This is a genomic window from Nocardia sp. NPDC004068, from assembly GCF_042874315.1.
In the GTDB taxonomy this organism is placed as follows: domain Bacteria; phylum Actinomycetota; class Actinomycetes; order Mycobacteriales; family Mycobacteriaceae; genus Nocardia.
Genome location: NZ_JBIAMW010000007.1, coordinates 164,922 through 180,557 on the forward strand (window position 1 = coordinate 164,922; position 15,636 = coordinate 180,557).

Sequence of the window (15,636 nt, forward strand, 5' to 3'; positions counted from 1 at the left end):
CGCGCTCCGGAGAGGGCTGAGCGGCCGAACTCTCTCATACGCATCCCGCGAGAAGGCTCGGACGGCAGCCGAACCTCTCATACGCACCCCCCGAGCGGACTCGGGCGGTAAGCCGACTCCCTTGTCCGCGCTCCCGCGAGGGGGCTGCCGAATCTCCTCGTGCACGCCGCCCGCGAGAGGCTCATGACGCCACATCGCCGACCACTTCCAGCGGTGGAGTCGTATTCTGTTGGGGCGCAAGCCATTCCACGCGGTCGTCGCGGGGGTGGAGGGTGAGGCGGCCGGTGCGGGGGGAGGTGGAGCGGGTGTGGACGGAGACGTCGAGGTGGATGGTGCGGAGGCGGCCGCGGCCGCGGCCCAGGCCCTCGTATCCGGCGAGCTTGCTGTGCATGCGCAGGGTCGCGCCCGTCCAGGCGCCGCCGGTGACGACGAGGGTGGCGCCCTTGCTGCGGGCGCGGGCGGCCAGGACGCGAGTGCGGCTGGGCGGCACCGAGATTCCGTTCAGGCCGAGCACCACCAGGTCGAGGCCGTCCAGCAACACCGCGGCGATCTCGACCGGATCGGCGCCGGGGTCGGGGATCAGGGCCAGTCTGCCCAGCTGCGCGCCCATCTCGGCCACGGCGAGCAGACCCAGGCGGGGCAGGCCGACGGCCGCGGCATGGCCCCCGGCGGCGGTGACCGCGGCGAGCAGACCGGCCAGCAGGGACGTCGCTCCCGAGTACGACACCACCGATCCCCTGGCCAGGCCGCCCTCGGGCAGCAGCTCGAGCAGCGCGGACGGGACGGGCAACGGCTCCCTGCGCAACTCGTCGGCAGCCGGTACCCGCCCGGCCGTCACCGCACCGCGGGCCGGGATCGCGGCCATGCGCCGGCGCAGCTCGGCCAGCCGCTCCGCGGTCACCGCCTCGGACGAACCCATCTTCGACCACCCAATCCTCTGCCGATGGACTCCCATCGACGCCGGATTCGAAGCCCGTTCAGCACAGATCCAGCTATCGATGTGACTCGAATATACGTTCGACTTGCTCTCAGTAGAACCCCACCCCCCGATCCCGTCAAGGACCGCGCCCGTCGCGCTCGAGTTCCGAAGCAGGCCAGTCAGGATGGTTTTCGGCTATCCTCGCGCCGTGACCGAACGCTCCCGTCCCATCGTCGGCCCCGAATATCTGGTCGCCGGCCGCTACCGCCTGCAGTCGAAGCTCGGCGGAGGCGGCATGGGCGCGGTGTGGCTCGCCCACGATCGGCTGCTCAACCGGGACGTCGCCATCAAGCAGGTGTTGACCACAGCCGGACTCACCGAGCAGGAGGCCACCGAGGTCCGCAACCGGATCATCCACGAGGGCCGGGTCGCGGCGAAGCTGTCGCACGAGCACGCCATCGCGGTCTACGACGTGGTGCTCGAGGCGGGTGAGCCGTGGCTGGTGATGGAGTATCTGCCCTCGCGCAGCGTCGCCAAGGCGATGGCGCTGGTCGAGGCGCTGCCGCCGATCGAGGTCGCCCAGATCGGCGCGCAGGTCGCCGACGCGCTCGCGGCCGCGCACGCCGCAGGGATCGTGCATCGGGACATCAAGCCGGGCAACATCCTGGTCGCCGATCGCGGCGCCGAGGTGGGCAAGGTGAAGCTGAGCGACTTCGGCATCTCGAGCGGGGCCGGGGACACCGGCGACGAGCCGGAGGACGTCATCACCGGCACGCCCGCGTATCTGCCGCCGGAGGTGGCGCGCGGGATGCGGCCGACCGCGGCGAGCGACGTATTCTCGCTCGGCGCAACGCTTTACACCGCGGTCGAGGGTCAGCCGCCGTACGGTTTCCACGAGGACAACAATGTGACCGTCGAGCGGGCCGCGATGGCGCAGATCATCCCGCCCAGCCGCAGCGGACCGCTCACCGAGGTGCTGCTGCACATGATGGAGCCCGCCCCGCAGCGGCGTCCGAGCATGGCCCAGGCGCGCGACGAGATCCTCACCGCCGTCTTCGGTCCCGGCACCGGGCCCTACATCCTCAACGCTCCGGTGCGCACCGAGGACGGCACGATCCCGGCCTGGGCGGCGCGCAACTCCGCCAGCGGCCTCCGCAGCCCGCACTCCTCACCGCTGCCGCGGCCACCGCGCGCGATGTCCCCGAGTGCGCCCGCGCCGCAACGGCAATCGAGCGGTGCGCCCAAACTGGGCGGTCTCGGACCCAATGCCGCGCCGCTGGCCATCGCGGTGGGGTTGTTGATCGGGTTGCTGATTCTGATCGTGATTCTCGTCGCGGCGATGTAATCCGTTGTGCCGCAACACCGACCCTCAGTCGATCCGGCGACGATGGGCCCAGCGGGTGAGGGCGTTGCGATTGGACTGCTGGGTCTTGCGTAACACGTTGGACGCGTGGGTCTCCACGGTTTTGACCGAGATGAACAGGGTTTCGGCGATCTCGCGGTAGGTGTAGCCGCGGGCGAGCAGGCGCAGCACCTCGAGTTCGCGCGGGGTGAGCGAGTCCAGTTCGGGATCCAGCGGCGGCTCCGGCGCGGGTGAGCGGCCGGTGAACGAGTCGAGCACGAAACCCGCCAGCCGCGGGCTGAACACCGCGTCCCCGCCCGCGACGCGCCGAATGCCCTCGGCCAGTTCGGGTCCCGAGATGGTCTTGGTGACATAACCCCGCGCGCCCGCCCGGATCACCGCGATCACATCCTCGGCCGCGTCGGACACGCTGAGCGCCAAGCACACCGGGCCCGGACTCTCGATCCCCTGCAACACGGCCACCCCGCCCCCGTCGGGCATGTGCACATCGAGCAACACCACATCCGGCCGTGTCGCCTTGATCCCGGCCACGGCCTCCGCCACACCCCCCGCCTCACCCACGACCTCCATATCGGCCTCCCGGCTCAACTCGGCCCGCACCCCCGACCGGAAAACCGCATGATCATCGACCAGAAAAACCCGAATACTCACCGCACTCCTCACCTGGACCACCGACATCGTTACCACACCGAGGCACGCCCCCACAGCTTCCCCCACCCCAGCCGCACCCATTATTCGAATCCGCACCCCCTGCATGGCCTTACAACGGGTGCGGATTCGAATAAAGGGTGCGGCTGTACTGGTGTACCTGGGGTCAGGTGGGGGGGTCGGAGTCTTTGCGGGGGAGGGTGATTCGGACTTCGGTGCCTCGGCCGGGGGTGGAGTGGATTTCGGTGGTGCCGCCTCGGCGTTCTATGCGGGTGCGGATGGATTTGGCGAGGCCGCGGCGGTCGGGGGGGATGCGGGTGGGGTCGAAGCCCTTGCCGCGGTCGCGGACGAAGATGCTGACCTGGTGGGGTTCGACCTCGGCGAACAGGTCGATGGTGGGGACGCCGGCGTGTTTGGCGGCGTTGACCAGGGCCTCGCGGGTGGCGCCGAGGAGGGCGGTGAAGTGTTCCTTGGGGAGGCCGATGCCGGTGTCGGCGGGGTCCATCGAGACGTCGCCGACCGTGACGGGGGTGACCTGGACGCCGTGCTGGTCCTCGACCTCGCCGGCGATCGTGCGCAGGGCGGCGGCCAGGCTGGACTGGGCGGGGACGGTGTCCTCGAACAGCCATTTGCGCAATTCGCGTTCCTGACTGCGGGCCAGGCGGGTGACCTCCTGCGCGTCGTCGGCCTGCCGTTGGATGAGGGCGAGCGTCTGCAACACCGAATCGTGCAGGTGCGAGGCGATCTCCTCGCGTTCCTCGTTGCGGATGCGGGCCGCGCGTTCGGAATTCAACGCGCGCATCATGCGCAGCCAGAGCGGCACGGTCAGCAGGCCGACGCCGATCAGCGTGACCGCCACCGCGATCAGCGCCGAACCCAGCGAACTCAGATTGATCCGGGCGAGCACGACCACGCCGAGCCCGACCACGATCAACGTCACCCCGCCCAGGATGCGCGTCCAGGTGAGCACGGTCGGCCGCACCGGCAGCCCGATGATGGAACGTGGTCCCTCGTCGTCGAATTCGCGCCACACCAGGGCCGCGCCGATCGCGACCACGATGATCGGGCCGAGCACCCGCGCGGCGGTCCCGCTGAACAGCCAGGTCAGCGACACCGACAACGCCAGCCCGAGCAACACCATGCCGACCGCCTGCCGCCGCTCGGAGGCGGACGGCGGCGGCGCGTCGCCACCGGCGGGGGTGAAGATCCACAACATGCCGTAGGCGACGATCCCGGCGCCCATGAGCGCGGACAGCAGCACGAAGCCCATCCGCACCTTGAACACGTCGACGCCGAGATGATCGGCGATCCCGCCCGCGACGCCCCCGACGACCCGGCCGCCGGACCGGCGCAGCAACCGCGGGACCGTCGGCGCGGGGGCGGTGATTCCGCGCGCGTCGAACGCGGGCATGGACGGGTACATGCCTCCGATACTGGCACGGCCCGCCGGGCGCCGACCATCCGGAAACACCCCGATCTCCCGGCTCGGGGTGGGCTGGCAGGGCACTCCCGGCTCACTCACAGGAATCCGCCAGCTTCCTCGGTAACGATCTTGCGGGACCGCGTTCGAGGGTGGTCCCCGCACCGCAGGGTGCGCACGATGCGGGATATCAGGAGCGAGATGTACGGCAAGAGCGCGATGATCGCGGCGCTGACGATCGGCGTCGCGGCGGCACCGGCCGCCGCCGCGGAGAAGACGTATTCGGTCCCCGGACTGGACTACACCGTCGGCAACGCCGATCAGACCGCGCACGCCATTCCCGCGGTGAACGGGATGCCGACCAATCGAGAGGTGTTGGCGGACGGCACTTTCTACGGCCGCGCGTCGGCGCCCGCGACCGGCAAGCTGCACGCCGGATACTTCGTGGCCTGCGCCGCGGAGGTGGACGCCACGCTGGCGTTGAAGGTGGGGCTGTCGGGCTATTCGGAGCTGTCGGGGAATCTGTACGTCTCGCCGAGTTCGGTCTCCCCGGGCCTCTACTGGGACGTCGTCGACGGCACCCTCTCCGGCTCGGCGGAGATCGACGCCTCGCTGAAGCCGGGCAAGATCACCGACGTCAAGGTCGCCGACAAGGATCTGCGCGACGACACCACCGGCACCCTCTACAGCCGCGACTTCCGCATCGAGGTGGACAACTGCGTCGGCCCCCTCACCCTGCGGCCCTACACCAGCATCACCGCGGACACGCCCGAGACCAGCGGCACCGGAATGATCCTCGGCGATTCGATCCAGATCGGCTGAGGGCCGGATTCAGGAATCCATTCAGGGTGAACCCCGATGCGGTCGGGCCTGGTCACGGCCACCATGGAGAACATGACGAGAGCGAGCGGGTGGGCCGGGGGCCCCGGCCGAACCGGATTCAACGATCAGCTGCACCAGCTGTGGCGCACGCGGCCCGTCCGGCGCCCGCGGCAGGGCCCGATCGCGGGCGTCGCGGCCGGGTTCGGTCAGCGCTACGGCGTGGATCCCGTGCTCATCCGGGTGGCGTTCGTGGTGTCGACGCTGTTCGGCGGCGCGGGCATCGTGCTGTACCTGGTGGCGTGGCTGCTGCTGCCCGCGGCCGAGGACCAGGTCTCCCCCGCCGAGGGGCTGCTCAACAAGGGGTACAGCGCGCAGTCGCCGACCAAGACGATCGTCTTGATCGTGGCGCTGGCGATCGCGGTCAGCACCATGGGACCGGTCGGGCTCGGCCTCGGCGGGTCGGGGCTGATCAGCCTGGCGCTCATGCTGGCCGGGTGGTGGCTGCTGTTTCTGCGGCAGCCGGAACCGCCGATCGGCTACACCGGAGTGCCCGAGGGCGATATCGCCGCCACGGGGTATCCGGGAACGGCCTTCCCGGGTGGGTCGCCGTGGTCGGCGAACCAGTACGGGCCCTACACCCGACTGCCCGACCACTATGAACCCGATACCCCCGGAAATACTGCGGCACAACCGGTTTCGCGTACCGCCCCGACCGAGGTGATCCCACGGGACGAGACCCACGGGTCGAGTACGCCGACGACCGCGATCCCGCACGACGGAGTCGACCACCCGACCGACACGGTGCCGGGCGACACGGCCGACGACTCGACGACGGCGATCCCGCGCGACGAGGCCGATACCCCCACCACGGTGATCCCGCGCGACGGCGGTGACGACGCCGAGACCGCGAAGCTGCGCCACGACGCCGAGACGATGGTGATGCCGGGAAAAGCACCCGCTGACGAATCCGAAGCGGCACATCGGGTTTCGTCCGGGACGCCACACGCGCGGACGGTGGATCCGACGCGGTTCGGCCCCACCCCGCCCGGCTGGGATCCGCTCGGTGTCGCGCCGTTGGCGTGGGAGTTGCCCGAGCCCGGTCCCGAACGTCCGGTCGTCGCGCCGCCGACGCCGCGCCGTCCCCGCTCGCGGCTCACGCCCCTGGTGATCGGGCTGGCCCTTCTGGCCGCCGCGGCGGCGGGTGCGGTGGCCGCATCGGGGGTGGAGTGGATGACGCCCGCGCGGATCGGGGCGGTGGCGCTCGCGGTGGTCGGGCTGGGCCTGCTGCTCGGGGCGTTCCTGCGGCGGGGGTGGGGGCTGATGGTGGTGCTGGCGCCGCTGGCCGGATTCGTGATCCTGGCCTCGATGGTGGGGCCCGTCGAATTCGACCGGGGTGCGATGGGCGATCACGAATGGCGGCCCGCCGCAATGGATCAGCTGCTGCCCGCCTACAGCGTGAAGCTGGGTTCGGGAACGCTGGATCTGCGCTCGCTGAATCTGACCGAGGACCGGACGGTGAACGTGCCGGTGCAGATGGGCGACGCGCGGGTGCTGGTGCCGTCGAATATGCGGCTGCACACGATCTGCGTCGCCAAGATGGGTGACGTCCGATGTCCCCCGGCCTACACCGGGCCGCAGACCGGGCCCACCCTCACCCTCAATGTCGTCGTCCACGCCGGATCCGCGGAGGTGATTCATGAGTGACAAGTCCGAAACCCGTCGGGGGCCGTCGATTTCGCTGCTGTTGGCCGGGGTGCTGGCGCTCCTGGTGAGCGTATGGGCCTTCATCGGCCCGTCGGCCTGGCCCGCGAACAGCGCGGTGCCCATCGGCTGGATCGTGGTGGGGGTGGCGATTCTGGTGGGCGTGATCCTGGTGATCTCGCCGCGGAAGAAGGGGTAGGCCGGAACAAGGCGAAAGGGCTCGGATCCGATGAGATCCGAGCCCTTTTCGCATATCGAGGAATCACCGCATGCGCGTGAAGGTTTCGTAGTGGTCGCCGGTGTACCAGGCCGAACCGTCGCTCCCGGTGATGATCCGTTCGGCATCGCGGTTATGCCCCGGCTGTTTCCGGTTGACGTCCCATTCCTGATAGCGGATCACCGCGCCGCCGGAGTCCGTGGCGGGCAGGCGGCCCTCGCGGTTCTTCCAGGTCTCCCCGCCGTGCGTGCCGGGGGCGTCCGACGGCGGCCACTGGCCCGCATCGATCAGGCGCAGCGTGTCCCAGGCGCGCGCGGGGACGGCGTCGGCGACCAGGCGCACCTCGGCGACGCTCGAGGCGACCGCGCCCGGCCCGGCGGACGGGGCGACCAGCATTGCCAGCGCCGCGAACGCGGCCAGCACCACGGCCGCGAAAGACCTGGCCCACAACGACTTCGGCGTACTCTCCAGAACCTTCATCGGCATCCTTCGCAGACGGGAGCCGGTCGCGGGACCGGCCGTGACCACGGGCATTCGATCGTCAACCGTCGCGAACCGAGCTGAATCGGCGCGGCACGGCACGCGTCGCGTCCGTGGCGGGCCGGTGAAATCTGCTGGGCCGCACTCACTCCCACTCGATGGTGCCCGGCGGCTTGGAGGTCACGTCCAGCACCACGCGATTGATCTCGGCGACCTCGTTGGTGATCCGGGTCGAGATGCGTTCGAGCACGTCGTAGGGCAGCCGGGTCCAGTCCGCGGTCATGGCGTCCTCGCTGGAGACCGGGCGCAGCACGATCGGATGCCCGTAGGTGCGGCCGTCGCCCTGCACGCCGACGCTGCGCACCTCGGCCAGCAGCACCACCGGGCACTGCCAGATCTGCCGGTCCAGCCCGGCCGCGGTGAGTTCCTCGCGGGCGATGGCGTCGGCCTGGCGCAGCGTCTCGAGCCGGTCGTGGGTGACCTCGCCGACGATGCGGATGGCCAGACCCGGCCCCGGGAAGGGCTGGCGGGCCACGATCTCCTCGGGCAGGCCCAGCTCCCGGCCGACCGCGCGGACCTCGTCCTTGAACAGCAGCCGCAGCGGCTCGACCAGTTCGAACTCGAGGTCCTCGGGCAGGCCGCCGACATTGTGGTGGCTCTTGATGTTCGCGGTGCCCGAACCGCCGCCGGATTCGACCACATCGGGATACAGCGTGCCCTGCACCAGGTATTCGACCGAGGTCTCCCCCTGATCGCCGACGATCCCGGTGACCGCGTCCTCGAACGAGCGGATGAACTCGCGCCCGATGATCTTGCGCTTCTCCTCGGGATCGGTGACGCCCTTCAGCTCGCCGAGGAATTTGTCCACCGCGTCCACGGTGACCAGCTTGGCTCCCGTCGCGGCGACGAAATCGCGCTGCACCTGCTCGCGCTCGCCCGCGCGCAGCAGGCCGTGATCGACGAACACACAGGTCAGCTTGTCGCCGATGGCCCGCTGCACCAGCGCGGCGGCCACCGCGGAATCCACCCCGCCGGACAGACCGCAGATGGCGTGCCCGTCGCCGACCTGTTCGCGAACCTGCTCGACCAGCGCGTCGGCGATATTGGCGGGCGTCCAGGTGCCCTTGATCCCGGCCATCTCGTGCAGGAACCGGCTCAGCACCTGCTGGCCGTGCGGGGAATGCAGGACCTCCGGGTGGTACTGCACCCCGGCCAGTCGCCGGGCCCGGTCCTCGAAGGCCGCGACCGGCGCGCCGGGCGTGGTGCCGGTGACCTCGAAACCGGTGGGGGCGTCGGTGACCGCGTCGCCGTGGCTCATCCACACCGGCTGGATGGTCGGCAGGCCGCCGTGCAGCAGGCCGCCGTCGATATTGAGTTCGGTGCGGCCGTATTCGCGGGTGCCGGTGTGGGCGACCGTGCCGCCGAGGGCCTGGGCCATCGCCTGGAAGCCGTAGCAGATGCCGAAGACGGGGACGTCCAGATCGAACAGCCGCGCGTCCAGTTTCGGCGCGCCGTCGGCGTAGACGCTGGCCGGGCCGCCGGACAGGATCACCGCGAGCGGTTGGCGCTCGGCAATCTCCTCGACGGTCGCGGTGTGCGGAACCACCTCGGAGTACACGCTGGATTCGCGCACCCGCCGCGCGATCAACTGCGCGTACTGCGCCCCGAAGTCGACGACGAGAACTGGTCGCTGGGTTTCTGCCACCGGGTCAGTCTAATGAGCACGTCAGAGCGCCGCCGATCCGCTCCGCCCCCGCGTGTTAGCGCGCGCGGGCGCCGCGGTGGCCGACCGCGAATCCCGGTGGGCCGCAATGCCGCTGCGCGGCGAACCGGTGGCAGCCGCCCGCTCGGTAACGATCTTGCAGGCCCCCGGCAACCGGACGTGCGCCCGTGCCGGGCCAGCTATCCTCGTGCTCGTGCCATTCGCCCGTGCGATCGACGCCGAAATACATTTCGAGGACAGTGGCGGCAACGGCCCGGTTGTCTTGTTCGGGCACGAATTCTTCATGGACCGAACGATGTTCGCGGCGCAGGCCGCCGCGCTGTCGCCGGAGTTCCGCGTCGTCGCCTGGGACGCCCGCGGGCACGGCCGCACCCGCGACGAGGGTTTGCCGTTCACCTATTGGACCGCGGCCCGCGACGCGTTGACCGTGCTCGATCAGCTCGGCGTCGAACGCGCGGTGCTCGGCGGCATCTCCCAGGGCGGATTCAGCGCGTTGCGGGCCGCGCTGCTCGCCCCCGAGCGGGTCGCGGCGCTGATCCTGATCGCCACCGAGGCGCACGCGCCGGGCCGTCACGAACTCGCGAATTCCCGGCGCTTCCTGGATCTGTGGCACAAGCCCGCCGCCCGCCGGGTGCTGGCGGACCGGCTGGCGCACTGGCTGATCGGCGACGATCCGCGGCTTCGCGCGGTGTGGACCGAGCGCTGGCTCGCCCGCGATCCGGCCGACCTCGAGGTGGCCGCGGGCTGTCTGCTCGCCCGCGATTCGGTGCTGGAGCGGCTGTCCGAGATCACCTGCCCCACCTTGGTGATTCACCCGACGGCGGCGGGCGTCTCGCGCGGGCACGCGCGCGAAACCGCGCGGGCGCTGCCGAATTCGCGCTATCTCGAGATCGAGGGCGCGCGGCACGCGGTGAACCTGACCCATCCGGATCGGATCAACGCCGCCATCCGCGGCTTCCTGCGCGACGAAGCCGGTTCGCGCGCATCGTGATTCGGGTCAGGCCCGCACGCTCAGGCCGACCCGCTGGAACTCCTTGAGTTCGCAGTATCCGGCCTTGGCCATCGAACGACGCAGGCCGCCAACGAGATTCATCGAACCCCACGGATCGTTGGACGGACCGTAGAGCAACTGCCGCAGGCCGGGCCGCTCCTCCTGCTCGGCGAACTTCAGCAGCGCGCCGCGCGGCACCGACGGATGCGCGGCCGCCGACGGCCAGTACCAGCCGCGGCCGGGCGCCTCCTGGGCCAGCGCGAGCGGCACGCCCAGCATGGCCGCGTCCGCGCCGCAGGCGATGGCCTTGGCCAGCTGACCGGAGGAGACGATGTCGCCGTCGGCGATGACGTGCACGTAGCGGCCGCCGGTCTCGTCGAGATAGTCGCGCCGGGCCGCGGCGGCGTCGGCGATCGCGGTGGCCATCGGCACGCCGATGCCGAGCACCTCGCCGGTGGTGGTCGCGCCCGGGGTCGAGCCGTAGCCGACGATCACCCCGGCCGCGCCGGTGCGCATCAGGTGCAGCGCGGTGCGATGATCGCTGACCCCGCCCGCCACCACGGGGACGTCGAGTTCGGCGATGAAGGTCTTGAGGTTCAGCGGCTCGCCACCGGTCTCGTCGGCGCCGCTGACGTGCTCGGCGGAGATGATCGTGCCGTGCACCACCAGCAGATCGATACCGGCCTGCACCAGCGCGGGGGTCAGCGTGCGGGCGTTCTGCGGGCTGACGCGCACCGACACCGTCACGCCCGCCGACCGCACCTGGGCCACCGCAGCGGCCAGCAGATCCGGCTGCATGGGCGCGGCGTGCAACTCCTGCAACAGCGCGACGGCGGCCTCGGTGCCCTCCTTCTCGGCGACCTCGACGAGCTGATCGATGCGCGCGGCCACATCGGCGTGCCGGGCCCACAGGCCCTCACCGTTGATGACGCCGAGACCGCCGAGACGGCCCAGCTCCACGGCCAGTTCCGGGGACACCAGCGCGTCGGTCGGATGGGTCACCAGCGGGATGTCGAAGCGGTACGCGTCCAGCTGCCAGGCCAGCGAGACCTGCTTGGACGAGCGGGTCCGCCGCGAGGGAACGATGTCGACGTCGTCCAGCTCGTAGGTACGCCGGGCGGTCCGGCCCATGCCGATCTCGACCATGTCGCGCACTGGTTGTTCTCCTTACATCTCGTCGGTCGCGCTTGCGACCGCTCGCGGCGGGCACGGCGAGAGACCGGTCCCCGCCGAGTGGGACCGGTCCGACAAACCGTCCGGAAGTTTTTCAGCCGCGGCCAGTGTAGTTCGGCGCCTCGACGGTCATCGTGATGTCGTGCGGGTGGCTCTCCTTGAGTCCCGCCGCCGTGATCTGCACGAACTGCGCCTGCTGCAGGTGCGGGATGTTCTGCGAACCGGTGTAGCCCATGGCCGCGCGCAGGCCGCCGACCAGCTGGTGGATCACCTGGTTGACCGGGCCGCGGAACGGCACCCGGCCCTCGATGCCCTCGGGCACGAGCTTGTCCTCGGCCAGCACGTCGTCCTGGAAGTAGCGGTCCTTGGAATAGGACTTGGCCTGGCCGCGACCCTGCATGGCGCCCAGCGAGCCCATGCCGCGGTAGCTCTTGAACTGCTTGCCGTTCACCAAGATCAGATCGCCCGGGGATTCGGCGGTCCCGGCGAGCAGCGAGCCCAGCATGACGGTCGACGCACCCGCGGCGATGGCCTTGGCGATGTCGCCGGAGTACTGCACGCCGCCGTCGGCGATGACCGGGATGCCCGCGGGCTTGCACACGGCGACGGCCTCGAGGATCGCGGTGATCTGCGGCGCGCCCACCCCGGCGACCACGCGGGTGGTGCAGATCGAGCCGGGGCCCACGCCCACCTTGACCGCGTCGACACCGGCGTCGACCAGTGCGGACGCGCCCGCGCGGGTGGCGACATTGCCGCCGACGACCTGGATGGTGTCGCCCACCTCGGCCTTGAGCTTGGAGACCATCTGCAGCACCTGGACCTGATGGCCGTGCGCGGTGTCGACGATCAGCACGTCCACCCCGGCGTCGCGCAGCGACATCGCGCGCGACCAGGAGTCCTCGCCCACGCCGACCGCGGCGCCGACCAGCAGGCGGCCGTCGCGGTCCTTGGTGGCGTTGGGGTACTGATCGGTCTTGACGAAGTCCTTGACGGTGATGAGGCCGCGCAGCCGGCCGTTGCCGTCGACGATGGGCAGCTTCTCCACCTTGTGGCGGCGTAGCAGGCCCAGCGCGGCCTCGGCGGTCACGCCCTCCTGGGCGGTGATCAGCGGGGCCTTGGTCATGACGTCGGCGACGCGGCGGTTCTGATCCACCTCGAAGCGCATGTCCCGGTTGGTGATGATGCCGACCAGCTCGCCCGTCTCGTCGACCACCGGCAGCCCCGAGATGCGGTAGCGCGCGCACATGGCGTCGACCTCGGCGAGGGTGTCGGACGGGCGGCAGGTCACCGGGTTGGTGACCATGCCCGCCTCGGACCGCTTCACGGTCTCGACGGCCGAAGCCTGGTCGGCCACCGACAGATTGCGGTGCAGCACGCCCATTCCACCCGCGCGGGCCATGGCGATGGCCATGCGGGCCTCGGTGACGGTGTCCATCGCGGAACTCACCAGCGGCGTGCGCAGGGTGATCTCGCGGGTCAGCAGGCTGGAGGTGTCGACCGTGCTGGGAATGAGATCGGACGCGGCGGGCAACAGCAGGACATCGTCGAACGTCAGGCCGAGCATGGCGATCTTGTTCGGATCGTCACCACCCGTAAGAGGGCGTACGGCTTCGCCCATCACGGGACTAGTCATCGGATCGACCCCTCCTGGACCTCGAAAGCAACGACCCGGGGTGCGGACCCGGATCGCGAACATCTGACGGATTGGCGGAGCCGAAGACAGCTACCCGGCACCTTGTTGTGAACATGGTATCGGCCCCGGATAATTCCGAGCGCGCCGCCTCCGCCCCGCGGAACCCGCCGCGCGCCCCGCGACACACCCGGTTGCCAGGTGTTGCCGACACGCCGAACGGCCGATGTGCGGCGGTACCCGGGCGAATTGCTGCGACAGGCGCGGCAAAATGCCGACAGCGCTGGCGCGGAGGGGGTGGTTCTGCGTACCGTGGGATTGTGCGTGACCATCTACCACCTGGCCTGCCGCCGGATCCGTTCGCCGGAGATCCCTCCGACCCGTCGGCCGCGCTCGATGCCATCGAGCCGGGGGAACCGCTGGATCCTCACGAGCGGCTAGCGGTCGAAGAGGATCTCGCCGACCTCGCGGTCTACGAGGCGCTGCTGGCGCACCGCGGCATCCGCGGGCTCGTGGTCAGCTGCGAGGACTGCCGGCAGGATCACTACCACGACTGGGACATGTTGCGCGCCAACCTGCTTCAACTGCTGGTCGACGGCACGGTGCGCCCGCACGAGCCCGCCTACGATCCGCAGCCCGAAGCGTACGTCACGTGGGACTACTGCCGCGGCTACGCCGACGCCTCGATGAACGAGGCGCTGCACGGCGACGGGTTCGACGGCTTCGACGCCTGAGGCGCAACGAAAAAACCGATCGCTGGCTGCGATCGGTTCGATGATGTGAAGTTCGTGCTCCCGCCCGCGCGGCCGGAGCGCCTACCCCTAGCGCACGCCGCCCGGCAGGACCCCGCCCGGAACGCTGAACGTGGGCACCGAACCGGTCGGATACACCGGCGGCTGATTCGGCTGGGTCGCCGGACCGGTCGGCCCGGAGGCGCCGGTGCCGCCGCCGGTCCCGGAGCCCCCCGGCACCGACCCGCCGGGGGCGGTTCCGCCCGGATTGGCGATGGTGGTCGGCACCGTGGGTTCCTGGGTCTGCGGCGGCTCGTTGCCGGATCCGGTCGGCGGCGGTTCGGCCGCCGTCGGCGGCACGGTCGGCGGCTGCGAATGCGCCGGGGGCACAGGAGTGTTCGGCTCGGTGCCGGTGCCGCCGCCCGATTCGCCGGGCGCGGTCGCGCTGCGCGGATCGACGGTGCGCCCGGGCGTGCCGCCCACGGTCTGGTCCTTGCTCGGCGGCGTGTTCGGCGCCGTCGACTCGCTCGTGCCGCGCGGCACGACCGGAATCGCCTTCTGCAGATCCGGCGGCAGCTGCGCGATCAGATCGGCGAGCTGCTTCTCCAGCTGGGACTTGCGTGCCGGATCGCTGACCTGGGTCGCGTTCGACTGGGCGCTCTCCAGGGCCTCCTTGGCCTTGGCCGGATCACCCGCCGCCAGCGCGGCTTTCGCCTCGCCCAGCGAATCGTCGGCCCGCTGCGATATCGTGGTCTGCGCCTGTTCGCTGAACACGACCTCCTTGACCCGCCACAGCGGATCGCCCGGCTGCGCGTTGTAGGAGAACGCCGTCATACCACCGACGATCAGGGCCAGCGCCGCCGCCGCGCCCATGATCGGACGCACCAGCCGGAGATGTCCGCGGCGATTGCCGTTAACCCTCGCCTGCCGCGCACCGATCTCCTGATTGACCGCCGCGACAATGGTGTCCAGACTCGGTCCGGCCGGCATCGGGGCCTCGACGAGCTCGGCCCGCCAGTTCGCGAGCAGGCTCGCGAGCTGGAACTCCTCGGCACTGTCGGTCGCCACGGGTCCATCGCCGGCGATGGCGTCGATGAGCGCATCGTCGCGGCGGACCGCGGCGATGTCGACCGGTCCGGTGTCACCGGATGCCTCGGCATAGGGATCGCTGTTCTGCGATCCACGCCGCGCCTTCCAGTCGCCCCGACCGCGCTCGCCATCCCTAGCCATACATTTCACCTGCCCTCGCCACTTGTGACTTGAGTTTCGCGAGCGCCCGATGCTGGGCCACTCGTATAGCACCGGCCGTACTGCCCACGGCAAGTGCTGTTTCTTCTGCTGACAGACCCATGACCAAACGCAGGATCAGGATCTCTCGATGCTTCTCCGGAAGTGTCGCCAGCAGTGAGTTCATCTGCCGGCTCGTTTCGGATTCGAGAGCGCGCTGTTCCGGCCCTTGGTCGGTGGATATGACATCTGGTACTTCGGCCATCGCGTCCGCCTTGTTACGGGCGGCGTTGCGATGAGCGTCGGCGACCTTGTGCGAAGCGATCCCGTACACGAATGCCATGAACGGCCGCCCCTGGTCCTGATAACGAGGCAGGGCGGTCATCACAGCCAAACAGACCTCCTGCGCAACGTCGTCCGCGGAGAGCTGCCCACGCTCCGCGGAACCGATCCGCGCGCGGCAGTAGCGAACCACCAGCGGGCGGATGATCTCCAGTACCTGGGCTAAAGCCGAACGATCGCCTTGCGCTGCGTCAGCGACGGCGGCGTCCAACTCCTCGCCCGTGTGCGTCATCGTCAGAGAGATTCCCG

General features: G+C 70.3%; 15 protein-coding genes. 6 read left to right on the plus strand and 9 right to left on the minus strand.

Going from position 1 to position 15,636, the window contains the following annotated elements; genetic code table 11:
• Positions 1–181: 181 nt before the first annotated feature.
• Positions 182–919 (minus strand): hypothetical protein, encoded by a 738-nt coding sequence (locus ACFYTQ_RS19575; RefSeq protein WP_387362618.1) that lies wholly within the window; start codon positions 917–919, stop codon positions 182–184.
• A 184-nt stretch (positions 920–1,103) separates the two neighbouring features.
• Here ACFYTQ_RS19575 and ACFYTQ_RS19580 point away from each other — a divergent pair, with 184 nt between their 5' ends.
• On the plus strand, positions 1,104–2,264 hold the full coding sequence (locus ACFYTQ_RS19580; protein WP_387362620.1) for a serine/threonine-protein kinase: 1,161 nt from the start codon (positions 1,104–1,106) through the stop codon (positions 2,262–2,264).
• A gap of 24 nt (positions 2,265–2,288) precedes the next feature.
• Here the strand turns inward: ACFYTQ_RS19580 and ACFYTQ_RS19585 are convergent, their stop codons facing one another.
• On the minus strand, positions 2,289–2,927 hold the full coding sequence (locus ACFYTQ_RS19585; RefSeq protein ID WP_387363085.1) for a response regulator: 639 nt from the start codon (positions 2,925–2,927) through the stop codon (positions 2,289–2,291).
• Between the two features lie 169 nt (positions 2,928–3,096).
• A complete protein-coding gene (locus tag ACFYTQ_RS19590; protein WP_387362622.1) occupies positions 3,097–4,353 on the minus strand; it encodes a PspC domain-containing protein in 1,257 nt (418 codons plus the stop codon).
• 177 nt (positions 4,354–4,530) lie between these two features.
• Here ACFYTQ_RS19590 and ACFYTQ_RS19595 point away from each other — a divergent pair, with 177 nt between their 5' ends.
• The 3 genes from ACFYTQ_RS19595 to ACFYTQ_RS19605 all read left to right on the plus strand — a co-directional run bounded on the left by ACFYTQ_RS19595 (position 4,531) and on the right by ACFYTQ_RS19605 (position 7,072).
• Complete coding sequence (locus ACFYTQ_RS19595; protein ID WP_387362624.1) at positions 4,531–5,172, plus strand: MspA family porin; 642 nt, start codon at positions 4,531–4,533, stop codon at positions 5,170–5,172.
• Positions 5,173–5,244: 72 nt separating this feature from the next.
• On the plus strand, positions 5,245–6,876 hold the full coding sequence (locus ACFYTQ_RS19600; RefSeq protein WP_387362625.1) for a PspC domain-containing protein: 1,632 nt from the start codon (positions 5,245–5,247) through the stop codon (positions 6,874–6,876).
• Complete coding sequence (locus tag ACFYTQ_RS19605; RefSeq protein ID WP_387362627.1) at positions 6,869–7,072, plus strand: hypothetical protein; 204 nt, start codon at positions 6,869–6,871, stop codon at positions 7,070–7,072. The genes ACFYTQ_RS19600 and ACFYTQ_RS19605 overlap by 8 nt, the downstream gene beginning before the upstream one ends.
• A gap of 63 nt (positions 7,073–7,135) precedes the next feature.
• Here ACFYTQ_RS19605 and ACFYTQ_RS19610 read toward each other — a convergent pair whose 3' ends face one another.
• Both ACFYTQ_RS19610 and guaA read right to left on the minus strand, forming a co-directional pair.
• Positions 7,136–7,570, minus strand: a complete 435-nt coding sequence (locus ACFYTQ_RS19610; protein ID WP_387362629.1) for a ribonuclease domain-containing protein — start codon at positions 7,568–7,570, stop codon at positions 7,136–7,138.
• 145 nt (positions 7,571–7,715) lie between these two features.
• Positions 7,716–9,275, minus strand: a complete 1,560-nt coding sequence (gene guaA / locus ACFYTQ_RS19615; protein ID WP_387362631.1) for a glutamine-hydrolyzing GMP synthase — start codon at positions 9,273–9,275, stop codon at positions 7,716–7,718.
• Positions 9,276–9,486: 211 nt separating this feature from the next.
• On the opposite strand from guaA, the gene ACFYTQ_RS19620 reads away from it, so the two are divergent.
• Positions 9,487–10,284 carry an alpha/beta fold hydrolase gene (locus tag ACFYTQ_RS19620; protein WP_387362633.1) on the plus strand — a complete coding sequence of 266 codons (798 nt, stop codon included), beginning with the start codon at positions 9,487–9,489 and terminating at the stop codon, positions 10,282–10,284.
• A gap of 6 nt (positions 10,285–10,290) precedes the next feature.
• On the opposite strand, the gene ACFYTQ_RS19625 is transcribed toward ACFYTQ_RS19620, so the two are convergent.
• Positions 10,291–11,439 carry a GuaB3 family IMP dehydrogenase-related protein gene (locus tag ACFYTQ_RS19625; protein ID WP_387362635.1) on the minus strand — a complete coding sequence of 383 codons (1,149 nt, stop codon included), beginning with the start codon at positions 11,437–11,439 and terminating at the stop codon, positions 10,291–10,293.
• Positions 11,440–11,551: 112 nt separating this feature from the next.
• Positions 11,552–13,153, minus strand: a complete 1,602-nt coding sequence (guaB, locus tag ACFYTQ_RS19630; protein WP_387362637.1) for an IMP dehydrogenase — start codon at positions 13,151–13,153, stop codon at positions 11,552–11,554.
• 254 nt (positions 13,154–13,407) lie between these two features.
• On the opposite strand from guaB, the gene ACFYTQ_RS19635 reads away from it, so the two are divergent.
• On the plus strand, positions 13,408–13,821 hold the full coding sequence (locus tag ACFYTQ_RS19635; RefSeq protein ID WP_062512720.1) for a DUF5319 domain-containing protein: 414 nt from the start codon (positions 13,408–13,410) through the stop codon (positions 13,819–13,821).
• 87 nt (positions 13,822–13,908) lie between these two features.
• Here the strand turns inward: ACFYTQ_RS19635 and ACFYTQ_RS19640 are convergent, their stop codons facing one another.
• Both ACFYTQ_RS19640 and ACFYTQ_RS19645 read right to left on the minus strand, forming a co-directional pair.
• Positions 13,909–15,048 carry an anti-sigma-D factor RsdA gene (locus tag ACFYTQ_RS19640; RefSeq protein WP_387362639.1) on the minus strand — a complete coding sequence of 380 codons (1,140 nt, stop codon included), beginning with the start codon at positions 15,046–15,048 and terminating at the stop codon, positions 13,909–13,911.
• A complete protein-coding gene (locus ACFYTQ_RS19645) occupies positions 15,041–15,619 on the minus strand; it encodes a sigma-70 family RNA polymerase sigma factor (protein WP_387362641.1) in 579 nt (192 codons plus the stop codon). The genes ACFYTQ_RS19640 and ACFYTQ_RS19645 overlap by 8 nt, the downstream gene beginning before the upstream one ends.
• Between the last annotated feature and the right edge of the window lie 17 nt (positions 15,620–15,636).